This window comes from Paenibacillus sp. FSL H7-0442, assembly GCF_038593105.1.
Classification (GTDB): Bacteria; Bacillota; Bacilli; order Paenibacillales; family Paenibacillaceae; genus Paenibacillus; species Paenibacillus polymyxa_D.
Genome location: NZ_CP151963.1, coordinates 3,772,219 through 3,783,673 on the forward strand (window position 1 = coordinate 3,772,219; position 11,455 = coordinate 3,783,673).

Here is an 11,455-nt window from a genome sequence, read left to right on the forward strand (position 1 = left end):
TCCTCATGTATATTGAAAAAGCTACATGCTCACTTTTACCATCGCTGGACGAAGCACCTTGTCCTTCAGCATGTACCCTTTTTGTACCTCTTCAACAACAATGCCTTCCTCATGCTCTTCGCTCTCCACCTGCATAATAGCCTGATGGAAGTCAGGATTAAACGGTTGTCCCACCGAATTCATGGCCGTTACTCCTTCTGCCTGGAGCACACTCTCAAACTGGCGGAAAATCATTTCCACGCCTTTGCTGAATGACTCAGACTCCGCTCCTTGCGGTGCCGTTGCCAGCGCACGCTCGAAGTTATCCAAAACAGGCACCAACTCGGTAACCAGCTTCATAGATGCATATTTGGCAAGGTCTTCTTTTTCTTTCAGCGTACGACGGCGAAAATTATCAAAATCCGCCTGAGCGCGTAAAAACCGTTGCTGATGCTCTTCCGCCTGAGCGCGAAGCTTATTCAGCTCTGTTTCGCTTTCTTGGTCTTCCAGTGCCGCCGCTTCATTAACCGGCTCTTCCTGCTGGCTCGCTTCGGCGGCTTCCTCTGTGCTTACATTTTGTTTTTTTTCTTCTTGGAACGCTTGTTCTTCCTTCAAAATGTTTCACCTCCTTCAAGTCATAACTACCTTTACAAAAACACGCAACAATGCACCCGCGCAGGATACGAACCGTATCCAGACGCGGAACATGTAGTACCGCAACCTATGCGGCTTTGTTCTATTTAAACCGCTGCGTTAGCATTGCGGTCAAATCCTTAGACAGGATACCCAAAATATTAATAACTCTCGCATATTCCATCCGTGTCGGACCCAGTATGCCTATAGTGCCCAACGCTTCTCCGTCTACTGCATACGTAGCAGTAATCAGGCTGCAATTGGCAAACGCCTCATGATCATTTTCAGTGCCGATGCGGACTTGAATTTCAGGTGCCCCGACAACAGGTGTCATTAGTTTAAGCAGCGTTGGTGTTTCCTCCAGCAGATCGAGAATATGTTTAACCTTTTCTACATCTTTAAATTCAGGTTGATTAAGCATGTTTGTCGCACCGCTCAAATACAAGCGCTGATCCGATTCATTATCCAGTGCTTTATCCAGCACCTTCATAGCGTCCTCAAAATGAGACACATGCTTCTCCATCTCCTGACCAAGTGCGGTGTAAAGGCGTGATTTAAGCTGATAAATCGGCACACCGACCAGCTTGCTGTTCAGTAAATTCACAACCTTCTCCATCTCGGAAATCGAAATTCCCGGTGGAATATCTACCGTTTTATTCTCCACCTGACCGGTATTGGTCACGATTATCGCCACAGCCGTCGTTTCGTTGAGCGGCAGTAGCTGAAAATGACGCAATGAAGTATGAAAAACCTCCGGCCCAAGCAGGATGGAAGTATAATTGGTCATATGGGACAGAATGCCTGACGCATGCTGGATCACTTGCTCCATTACATTCAGCTTTTCGGCATAAAAGGCTTTCAGTTCCCGCATTTCCATAGGCTTCAGTGTATTCAGTGGTACCAGATGGTCCACATAATAACGATAGCCTTTATGAGACGGGATGCGTCCCGCAGAAGTATGGGGTTGCTCCAGATAGCCCTGTTCCTCCAAATCCGACATTTCATTACGGATCGTGGCCGGGCTGAATCCGACATCCTGCCTTTTGGATATGCTGCGGGAACCCACTGGCTCAGCCGAACGAATGTAGTCATCAATAATCGCATTCAGAATGAGTCTCTGACGTTCGGTTAACAAGCGAATCCCCCCTTGTTGTTTATCCATAATAGCATGATTGTTAAATGGAATCATTAGCACTCGTTCGCGTTGAGTGCTAACCGATAATACAAAAATACCAAACCGACCTGATCATTGTCAAGTCAGATCAGTATTTTCAATAAACAAGATTTATCACAACAGTTTAGTTTACTGGAATGAATCCAGAACGTTTACACTTTTTCACGAAAAACCTCAATATCCAGCGTATAAAAACCGTATTTATGTATAGTGACACAGAAAATAGAAAAATTCGAGACTATGTCTCCATACCATTATAACTTCTTTGTCCTTGAGGAGGAATTAAATTTGAGAACTAATCGCCGCAACCTTTTATACGCATCGATCGCACTTTTACCTACAATTTGTATGTTTCAGATTTTAATCGAGTTGTTTCCGTATACAGGACTAGGAAGAATAGTTGCTTTGCCATTGGTTTTCATCCTGAATGCAGCCCTTATTATTTCAGTCATCCATTTAATTCGTAAATTAAGCCCCCTATGTTGTGCCTTACTCTTGGTTCCTACAATACTTTTAAGCATATGGAATACCATTTTGTTTTACCCTCAAGAATTCAGTCCAAGTATTCCCAAGCAAATAAAATACAGTATATCGGCAATACAACATTACGATGATTTAACACTAGCCGATTGGGGAAGATATACACATAGTCCAAGCAGAAGCGGAGAGTCTGAAAGATATGTTGTCGCCTTGTATAAATATAAACACCGAGTTCCATTAGACGGCACTGCATATTTTTATAATGATACTGATTATCATAAGGACCATCCCATAAGAAGCCTGAATGGAATACCTTCCGAGCTGGAGCCTCATCATCAATTCATTTGGTGGTTGCTCAAAACATATGAGAAATAAACCCGCATTAAACAATGTAGGCTGTATAATATACGCATGATTAGGTCCTGATGAAAAAAGAACTGACCTCATTATTGACAGGTCAGTTCAGTACTTTCAACACTGCGATTTCATCACAATTGTTTTGTTTACTACAGTGAATGCAGTCGGTCCATACCTTTTCAGGGAAAATCTCTTTGCTTACTACATCAAAACCGTTTTTTATAAAAAAGGAGACCTCGTAGGTCAATGCCATAATTTTAGGAATACGTTGCCGCCGTGCTTCTATCATAAGGCCCTCCACGAGCTTAGAGCCAATACCCATACCTTTGTGTCCCTCAGAGATGCCAAGGGAGCGAATCTCTACCAGGTCAGCGCCCAATTTGCATAAAGAACCACAACCAACAACTTCGCCGTCCACCTCTGCAACAATAAACAGCTCCAGTTGGCGCGTTAGCACTTCCCTCGAACGTGGCAGCATAATCCCCCGCTCTGCATAGCCGCTAATCATTTGATATAAAGGCTCCACATCCTCAGGAACCGCACTTCTGCACAATACATCTTTACACACTGAAGCCATCTTGCTCTCCTCCTACCGCTTGCCGCATATAATGAATAAATATACAACATCACGCATAGAATCGCAATACTCCATTTACCCTGCTGTGACAGAATGGTGTAATAAAATGATGGTCCCAGCTTACGAAGTTGAAACGCGCTGTATTGAAGCTACGACTTATGAATTTACCGTGATTGAACCAATAAACTCTGCAAATACATCATTTCCGAATAAAATGCCACGTTCACTCAAACGATAACCGTCCTCAATCGATTCGATTAACCCCGCATTGAGCATTTTTCCAAGAGGAGCAGTAAACGTATCCTCCAACGCCTGACCGAATTGAGCTTCAAAGCGAGACTTGGAAACGCCCTCTAGCATTCTCAAACCGACCATAAGAAAATCCTCCATGGCTTCCGCCGCTGGCACCTCAAAGCTATCTAGACGCGGCAAACCATTACGACTAGCCTCCACATAAGGGTTAATGCCCTTAATGTTCATATGGCGCTCTCTGCCAACATATCCATGTGCCCCAGCTCCGAGACCGTAATAGTCCTCATTTCGCCAATAGGTCATGTTGTGCTTGCTCCCCAAGCCTGGTTTTGCGAAATTACTAATCTCATACTGTTCATAGCCCGCTTCTTTCATGCGACGCATGAGGAGTAAGTACATTTCCAGTTCGTCATCCTCATGTGGAAGCGGTAGCTGATTTTTCTGGTACAGCGTGTGGAAGAGCGTGTTTTCTTCAACCTTCAAACTGTAGATAGAGTAATGAGGAAGCTCCAACTCTAGCGCTCTACTGACGCTTTCATGCAGCATCTCCACTGTTTGATTCGGCAAACCGAACATCAGGTCAATCGACAGGTTGTCCAAGCCAACCTTACGTGCGTTTTCCAAACTACGATATACGTCATCTGTACTGTGAATACGACCTATGCCTGTGAGTAGCTCATTCTGAAAAGCCTGTACGCCAAAGCTGAGTCGATTGACGCCGCCTTCTTTCATCACAGAGAGTTTTTCAAAATCAGTGGTACCTGGATTAGCTTCCATGGAGAACTCAATATCTTCCGCCCAATGCGGGAAGTAGGTTCGGACGCTCTTCAGGAAATATTCCATTTCTTTCGGATTTAGGGTAGTTGGTGTTCCACCCCCGACAAAAATGGTTTTAATCTCTCCTGGTGGGTGAAGCTTAACTGTATGTTCCATCTCCCGTTCCAGTGCATACAGATATTCCATAACAGGTTGATCCTTGAGCACATAAGAGTTGAAATCACAGTAAAAGCATTTATTCGTGCAAAAAGGTATATGCAGGTAAACCGCTTGAGGCGCGGATGAATGTTCATGTTTTTGTATGGATGCGGTCATACCGATCCTCCTTGTCAATTCAGGGAATAGTGAAAAAATGCGCCGAGGTCTCGACAACCGCTTCGTGTTCCATTTGATCTTCTGATCGCTGTTACTCCAGATTCAAATGGACCACTCGCTGCTGCCTACCACCATCGATCATTTTTTTGTAATGTAGGTGTTGCAGTAAGAGTAAAGCATCTATAGAAATACGCTAAAGATACTGTTGTTATACTATTTTTGCAACTGAGATAACAAACACTCCATCTCTGGATAGCTTGCTCAAATAAATAACGTCCATTCTCCATGCACGGCAAATGCCCCATGAAAGAATGGACGAATACTTCAAACAACTTTACTCATCTATTTTCAGTACCGCCATAAATGCTTCCTGAGGTACTTCTACGTTACCGACCTGCTTCATACGCTTTTTGCCCTCTTTTTGCTTTTCAAGCAGCTTCCGTTTACGAGAAATATCGCCGCCATAACATTTGGCCAAGACGTTTTTACGCATCGCCTTAACGGTTTCACGCGCCACAACCTTTGTTCCTACAGATGCCTGGATCGGCACCTCAAACATTTGACGCGGAATTAGCTCGCGCAGCTTCTCACAGATAATACGTCCGCGATGATAAGCCCGATCTCTATGCACGATGAACGACAGTGCATCGACCTGCTCGCCATTCAACAAAATATCCATTTTCACCAGGTTGGACTGGCGATAGCCTGAAATCTCATAATCAAAGGAAGCATAGCCTTTGGTACTTGATTTAAGCTGATCGAAGAAATCATATACGATTTCAGACAGTGGAATTTGATACGTAATGGTTACCCGTGTCGTATCCAGGTATTCCATATTTACATACTCACCACGTTTGGTTTGACAAAGCTCCATCACCGTACCCACGTAATCATTAGGGACGATAATGCCTGCTTTTACATAGGGCTCTTCCACATGTTCAATCCGTCCGATTTCCGGATAATTCGATGGATTGTCGATCTGGATCGTTTCCCCATTCGTCAACTTTATGCGGTAAATAACACTTGGTGCCGTTGTAATCAGCGGAATGTTAAATTCACGTTCAATCCGTTCCTGGATAACGTCCATATGAAGCAGACCAAGGAAGCCGCAACGGAAGCCAAAACCCAACGCGCTTGATGTTTCCGGCTCAAAACTGAGCGAAGCATCGTTCAGTTGTAGCTTTTCAAGCGCCTCACGTAGATCGTTATACTCCGATGTTTCGATTGGATACAAGCCACAATATACCATCGGATTAATTTTCCGATAACCTGGCATCGGTTCTAATGTTGGATTTTTTGCATCTGTCACTGTATCCCCGACACGCGTATCACCCACATGCTTGATACCGGCAACGATAAAGCCAACATCACCGATGTTCAGCTCGTCCACGATGTTCATACGCGGCATAAAAGCACCAACTTCAATAACCTCAAACGTTTTGTCAGTCGCCATCATTTTAATTTTCGAACCGGCTCGGATACTACCATCCACAACGCGAACATATACGATAACGCCTTTATAAGGATCATAGTGCGAATCGAAAATGAGTGCCTTGAGCGGATTATCCGGATTACCTTGCGGAGCAGGCACACTTCTGACCACCTGTTCCAAAATTTCTTTGATGCCGATTCCAGCTTTGGCTGAGGCATGTACTGTCTCGCTCGTATCCAAGCCGATAACATCCTCGATTTCCTGCTTTACCCGCTCAGGATCAGCACTTGGCAAATCAATCTTGTTAAGCACAGGCAAAATCTCCAGATTGTTGTCCAACGCCAAATATACGTTAGCCAACGTCTGTGCCTCGATTCCCTGCGCGGCGTCTACTACCAGCAAAGCACCTTCACAGGCTGCCAAACTACGGGATACCTCATACGTAAAATCGACGTGTCCCGGTGTATCAATCAAATTCAAAATGTACTCTTCGCCGTCATCGGCCTTATAAGTGAGTCGCACTGCCTGGAGCTTGATCGTAATTCCGCGCTCCCGTTCCAGCTCCATCTGGTCAAGCACTTGCTCCTGCATTTCACGGGAAGTGAGTGCACCGGTATATTCTAGAATCCGGTCAGCCAGCGTGGATTTACCATGGTCTATATGTGCAATGATACTAAAGTTCCGAATTTTACGTTGTCTTGCCAAAATGTCAGTCATGCCTTACCCCCACACAATGCCTAGTGTCAATCAGCTTATTATAGCAGTTGTAAGGGGGGTCAGCAATATTTCTATTCTGTTACTCCATCAAATACAGATACGACCCATCGAATGCCCTGTCTCGACAGGTTTTGAAGCAACCCAGCTGTTTTGTCCGCCATAGTATCCACCGAGGCTTGCTGTCCCTTGACGGCTAGCAGTTCACGCGGTGTCTCCAGACCCTGAGTATTGACATGTTGCGCAGTCGTCGAATACCATCTGGATGCTCCGAGCTGCGTCTGTTCCTCATTTTCTTCCCTTCCACCAGCTTCATTTATACCCGCTTCCGTTTTCGGCTCAACCTTAACTTCTCCACTTGTGCTATACGTACCGCTATATGCACGAGTGTTAGCTGCGGGTGTATCCTCAATAATCGTCTGTTCATATCCAACTTTCTGTTGATTTACCGATTGAATCGTATCCCCTCCGTTCCATTCCGGCCCATACACTGAACGCAGACCAGATCCTGCCAGTTGCATACCAAGAAGAATACCTGCCCCCATAAGCAGTACAAATCCAAGTGCTTTCTTACGAAAATGTCCAGACATTACCTTCCCCCCTTACCGCTACCTCATTTAATTGCCGCTGTTGCTCTTTTTTGTACCCGATACATTAGTGCCCGCTTTCTGAGCTTTCTGATCTTCCCAATACACTTCACCGATCATGTCCGCCAAAACGTCCGAGGTCCGTTTCAACTCCTCCTCGGTGTTATCAATACCCCCGATTTCAATTAAAATGCTATGCGAAGACAAGCTTTGATTGTATTCACCGTTGTTGCCTTTGCCACCATCTTTCCCCCATACACCACGTGATACGCCATGATACGATTTTTCCAGCTTTTCATGAATACGAGCAGCAAAGGCTTCATTTTCGCGCCAATTTTTGTTGTCATGTCCGATAATAAAATACACCTTGGCATAAGAAAGTCCATTAATGGTTGCTGTTGTTTTTCCATGGCGTTGTGAATCCCGGTGGATATCAAGCAAATAAGTTAAACCTTTATTTCCTGCTAAAGCTTCCTTGACTGTTTCGCGTGAATATTTATAGGAATAGTTCCAATTGTAATTTTGAACTGTAGTAGCATAATCCTTGTTTACATGCAGTGTGGATATCCCCTGCTTTTCCAGCCTCTTCTTTACAAAGTCCCCTACCCTTGACACATTGGCCGATTTAGAACCTGAATTGGGATTGGAACTGGTTTTGCTAAGTAGTGGGTTATATGCTTCTCTGGGATGAGAATGGTAGATTAATATGCGCTTGTCCCCTTTGGCCGTATCACCTGGATGATCCTCACGTACCGGATCTGTTTCCGGTGTTGTCGGAATATTCGGCGTATTAGTCGGTGGGTTCTCAGATGCATCTGAGCCACCAGGAGCATCCGTCGTTCCCTGATCGGGCTGATAATCCGTAGGACCCTCTACCTTGATGTTCCCCGAACCCTTGCGCAGCAAGACAGGTGCTCCTGCAGACATGCCAGGAATCTCACGAGAAATGAGACTTTTGGGATCCTGCGGATTAATGCCTGTAAGCATCTGAAATACAAAAGGCGACCATTGTTCACCCGACAACGAAGATTGCTGCTTCTTTTGTGCCAAATGAGGTACTTCCATACCTAGCATATCCGCAAAAAAACCGCTGGACACCGAGCCTGCCAATCCTTTCATCGAAGAAACAGGAGATGTTTGTAGACGATTTTCTGCCAATCCCCCTAGCCCCAAAATGACAAATAAAAGCGCCGAGCCCATGATCAGCAGCACAAGCGTATGTCCCATCGCCAAAATTTCGATCCCTTTTCTTCTCCATCTTCCGACGTTCCAGGTCTGAATTTTTTTCATGTGAGCCTTGTCCTCCTTCGTCCCGTCGAAACCCGCTTTATATTTGGAACATAGGGTTCCTATCTGCTGCGGAAATCTCTTATATTTCAACTCTATGAACGGAGAACAATTACTAGAACACAAAAAATCTCTACCACAGGTATATCACCTCCCTTTTTGAAAGAGATTAGATTCCTGTTAAATAGAGACTTTTGTGTGAAATACGATTTTATCAACCCTTGATTAATGCGTATATGCGGCGACATTGCCAGGATCCACAGCTTCGTGCAGAGCAGCGTTCAATCCAGTAGCAATGATGTTCGCGATATCTTCAATAAATTCATCGATTTCTTTAGGAGTCACAATCAGATCATGTCCCAGCGGTTGCAGTACCTCTCTCACCAGCCCAAGTCTCTCAGGTTCTGAAATATCGTCCAGCATCCCCAGGATTGCTTTTGTAGAAGCCTTTTCTTTGGTAAAATGTGTTTTCATCAGTTCAATTACGTTATTGACAATGGTCGAAGCGTAGCATACCGTTGGAACGCCGATAGCGATACAAGGAACACCCATAATATCCTTGGTGATACCGCGCCGCTTGTTGCCAATACCTGAACCCGGATGTATCCCGATATCGGCCACCTGAATGGTCGTATTGACACGCTCCAGTGAACGTGACGCCAGTGCGTCAATGGCAATAATCAGTTCTGGCTTTGTGCGATCCACGATGCCTTGAACGATTTCACTGGACTCAATCCCCGTAATACCCAGGACGCCCGGCGCAATTGCGCTCACATCCCGATAGCCCGGGTTGATTTGATCAGGTGTCAGTTCAAAAAATTGACGAGTCACCATCAAATTCTCAACGACAAGCGGACCAAGTGAATCGGGAGTGACGTTCCAGTTGCCCAGACCTACCACCAGTACCTTTGCCGTATTAGAAATCCCTATTTTTTGTATAAAATGCTCCATTTCTTTTGCAAATGCAATAGCTACACGTTGCTGGAGCCCCGTATCGCCTTCACGCAAGCCGGGTACTTCCAGTGTAACGTAATGCCCTTGTACCCGCCCGATACGGTTGGCTCCTTCTTCATTCAGTACATCCAGCCGTGTGATTTTGATTCCGTCATCTTCCTCCACGTTCTCACTTATGCCCGCCAGAGGTACAGGCTGATCCCGTTCGGCCAATTCTCTTGCCTCTAATGCCAAATCCGTGCGTACCGCGTACTTCTGCAAATCCAGATCCATCTTTTGAGCCTCCTTGGATGCCATCTTTGACTATAGTGTGCGAGACACCCAACAGGTTTATGCACATCCATTTTCATCCTGTAATTCGCATCGCCTCAGAATGTTTTCTTATTGCAATTTGAGGTGTGGCATGCTAAAATATTTTAAGTTGTGAAACGTTTGTGTTCATAAGTAATGCCTTTACAGGAGGTGAATGTAATGCCAAACATCAAATCCGCTATCAAACGCGTTAAAACTAGCGACAAACGCCGTGCGTTGAACGCTTCTCAAAAATCCGCGCTTCGTACAGCAGTAAAAGCTGCCGATACAGCGTTGGTAGGTAACGAAGCTGAAACTGCTGCTGCTGCTTTCAAAGTAGCTTCCCAAAAGCTGGACAAGGCTGTAACTAAAGGTCTGATCCACAAAAACGCAGCTGCTCGCAAGAAATCTCGCTTGGCGAAAAAACTTAACGCTCTTACAGCTCAAGCGTAAGCAAGAGCTACTTTCATACGTTAATGAAAAAAACCTGACCAGCCTTGGCTGATCAGGTTTTTTTAGTTTATAACTTTTATTTGTTTACAGCATCAGCGTTCTGCGCTACATAAGCTGACTCTATTAGCAGCACATGAGTGGAATTAGATCGAAGCCCCCGCACCCATTTTCATCAAAAACAGCTCCAATCCCAGTACCTTGTCAACGACACCTGTTTTCATATGATAATCCAGCTCGCCCAATTCGTAGAGAAGCTGACGTAGCTGCTCAGGGCGGAACCTCCGCGCTTGGTCCCCTGCAACTTTCACCCCATAAGGATGCAAACTAAGCTGACTCGCAATTTGTTGCTGGGAATAGCTTTGACCTGCCAGCTCTTTGACCTGCAACATAATACGGAACTGTCGCGTGATCAAAGCGGCAATCTTGATCGGTTCCTCTTTTTGCTTAAGCAACTCATAAAAAATACTGAGCGCCTTATCCAGCCGCAAATTAGCCAGATCCTCAACCATCGCAAATACGTTTTGCTCTGTGTTACGAGGCACCAGAGATTCTATATCAGCGGATGAGATCGTTCCCTGTGCTCCTGCGTACAAGCAGAGCTTGTCTATCTCGGCAGCCAAAGATTGTAGTCCGGTACCTGTGAATTGAATGAGGCTTTCAGCAGCTCCTGCAGCCAATTGCACTTCTCTTTCTCCTGCACGCTTATGGATCCAAGCCACAAGATCATCTCCACCCATTGGAGCAAAGGCAATAACCGAAGCATCACTTTTTAGCTTTTTGACAATCTTTTTCCGTTCATCCAACTTTTCAGCCTGAACCGTAAAAACGATGACGCTATAGTCAGTCGGGTTATCCATATAAGTCAACAGCGTCTCAAGCCGGTGCTCTATCTTACCGCTATCTTTGCCTGCTGCAAATACACTGGTATCCCGTACAATAATCAGCTTCTTTGGCACAAGAAAAGGCGCTGTTTCCGCCTCCTCCACGACCACCTCAATTGGCGTTTCGGTTAAATCATAAGGAATGATGGCGAAGTCACGATGCTCCTCTTCCACCACTTTCTCTTTAAGCATCTCAACAAACTGCTTCATTTGGTATTTTTCACTACCGTATAGCAAATACACTGGCGAAATGTCACCTTTGCGAATAGCCTTAGAGGCTGTTTTTACATCCATTTTCCGTTCCCCCCACCC

11 protein-coding genes are annotated in these 11,455 nt (G+C 45.2%); 2 read left to right on the forward strand and 9 right to left on the reverse strand.

Annotated elements, in window-relative coordinates; genetic code table 11:
- Positions 1–21: 21 nt before the first annotated feature.
- Together grpE and hrcA are read right to left on the reverse strand one after the other, a co-directional pair.
- The gene (grpE, locus tag MHH57_RS16610; RefSeq protein ID WP_341071011.1) at positions 22–594 is read right to left on the reverse strand and encodes a nucleotide exchange factor GrpE; all 573 of its coding nucleotides are present in this window, start codon (positions 592–594) and stop codon (positions 22–24) included.
- Positions 595–715: 121 nt separating this feature from the next.
- Positions 716–1,747, reverse strand: a complete 1,032-nt coding sequence (hrcA, locus tag MHH57_RS16615) for a heat-inducible transcriptional repressor HrcA (RefSeq protein ID WP_029515358.1) — start codon at positions 1,745–1,747, stop codon at positions 716–718.
- A gap of 327 nt (positions 1,748–2,074) precedes the next feature.
- Between hrcA and MHH57_RS16620 the strand changes: the two genes are divergently transcribed.
- Positions 2,075–2,641 (forward strand): hypothetical protein, encoded by a 567-nt coding sequence (locus MHH57_RS16620; protein ID WP_245249048.1) that lies wholly within the window; start codon positions 2,075–2,077, stop codon positions 2,639–2,641.
- A gap of 82 nt (positions 2,642–2,723) precedes the next feature.
- On the opposite strand, the gene MHH57_RS16625 is transcribed toward MHH57_RS16620, so the two are convergent.
- The 6 genes from MHH57_RS16625 to gpr all read right to left on the reverse strand — a co-directional run bounded on the left by MHH57_RS16625 (position 2,724) and on the right by gpr (position 9,791).
- The gene (locus MHH57_RS16625; RefSeq protein WP_029515360.1) at positions 2,724–3,200 is read right to left on the reverse strand and encodes an N-acetyltransferase; all 477 of its coding nucleotides are present in this window, start codon (positions 3,198–3,200) and stop codon (positions 2,724–2,726) included.
- 156 nt (positions 3,201–3,356) lie between these two features.
- Positions 3,357–4,544, reverse strand: a complete 1,188-nt coding sequence (gene hemW / locus MHH57_RS16630; protein ID WP_029515361.1) for a radical SAM family heme chaperone HemW — start codon at positions 4,542–4,544, stop codon at positions 3,357–3,359.
- A gap of 334 nt (positions 4,545–4,878) precedes the next feature.
- The gene (gene lepA / locus MHH57_RS16635; RefSeq protein WP_029515362.1) at positions 4,879–6,693 is read right to left on the reverse strand and encodes a translation elongation factor 4; all 1,815 of its coding nucleotides are present in this window, start codon (positions 6,691–6,693) and stop codon (positions 4,879–4,881) included.
- A gap of 71 nt (positions 6,694–6,764) precedes the next feature.
- Positions 6,765–7,280, reverse strand: a complete 516-nt coding sequence (locus MHH57_RS16640; RefSeq protein ID WP_209949490.1) for a hypothetical protein — start codon at positions 7,278–7,280, stop codon at positions 6,765–6,767.
- A gap of 27 nt (positions 7,281–7,307) precedes the next feature.
- A complete protein-coding gene (locus MHH57_RS16645; protein ID WP_209949488.1) occupies positions 7,308–8,567 on the reverse strand; it encodes a stage II sporulation protein P in 1,260 nt (419 codons plus the stop codon).
- A gap of 222 nt (positions 8,568–8,789) precedes the next feature.
- Positions 8,790–9,791: a GPR endopeptidase gene (gpr, locus tag MHH57_RS16650; protein ID WP_029515365.1), complete on the reverse strand. Its 1,002-nt coding sequence runs from the start codon at positions 9,789–9,791 to the stop codon at positions 8,790–8,792.
- Positions 9,792–9,989: 198 nt separating this feature from the next.
- Here gpr and rpsT point away from each other — a divergent pair, with 198 nt between their 5' ends.
- The gene (gene rpsT / locus MHH57_RS16655) at positions 9,990–10,262 is read left to right on the forward strand and encodes a 30S ribosomal protein S20 (RefSeq protein ID WP_013311181.1); all 273 of its coding nucleotides are present in this window, start codon (positions 9,990–9,992) and stop codon (positions 10,260–10,262) included.
- Positions 10,263–10,405: 143 nt separating this feature from the next.
- Here the strand turns inward: rpsT and holA are convergent, their stop codons facing one another.
- The gene (gene holA, locus MHH57_RS16660; protein ID WP_029515366.1) at positions 10,406–11,437 is read right to left on the reverse strand and encodes a DNA polymerase III subunit delta; all 1,032 of its coding nucleotides are present in this window, start codon (positions 11,435–11,437) and stop codon (positions 10,406–10,408) included.
- Positions 11,438–11,455 lie beyond the last annotated feature (18 nt).

Excerpts from the sequence above, each read along its gene's own strand:
- MHH57_RS16625 (WP_029515360.1), bottom strand. The coding sequence starts at position 3,200 with ATGGCTTCAGTGTGTAAAGATGTATTGTGCAGAAGTGCGGTTCCTGAG.
- hemW (WP_029515361.1), bottom strand. The coding sequence starts at position 4,544 with ATGACCGCATCCATACAAAAACATGAACATTCATCCGCGCCTCAAGCG.
- lepA (WP_029515362.1), bottom strand. The coding sequence starts at position 6,693 with ATGACTGACATTTTGGCAAGACAACGTAAAATTCGGAACTTTAGTATC.
- MHH57_RS16640 (WP_209949490.1), bottom strand. The coding sequence starts at position 7,280 with ATGTCTGGACATTTTCGTAAGAAAGCACTTGGATTTGTACTGCTTATG.
- MHH57_RS16645 (WP_209949488.1), bottom strand. The coding sequence starts at position 8,567 with ATGAAAAAAATTCAGACCTGGAACGTCGGAAGATGGAGAAGAAAAGGG.
- gpr (WP_029515365.1), bottom strand. The coding sequence starts at position 9,791 with ATGGATCTGGATTTGCAGAAGTACGCGGTACGCACGGATTTGGCATTA.
- rpsT (WP_013311181.1), top strand. The coding sequence starts at position 9,990 with ATGCCAAACATCAAATCCGCTATCAAACGCGTTAAAACTAGCGACAAA.
- holA (WP_029515366.1), bottom strand. The coding sequence starts at position 11,437 with ATGGATGTAAAAACAGCCTCTAAGGCTATTCGCAAAGGTGACATTTCG.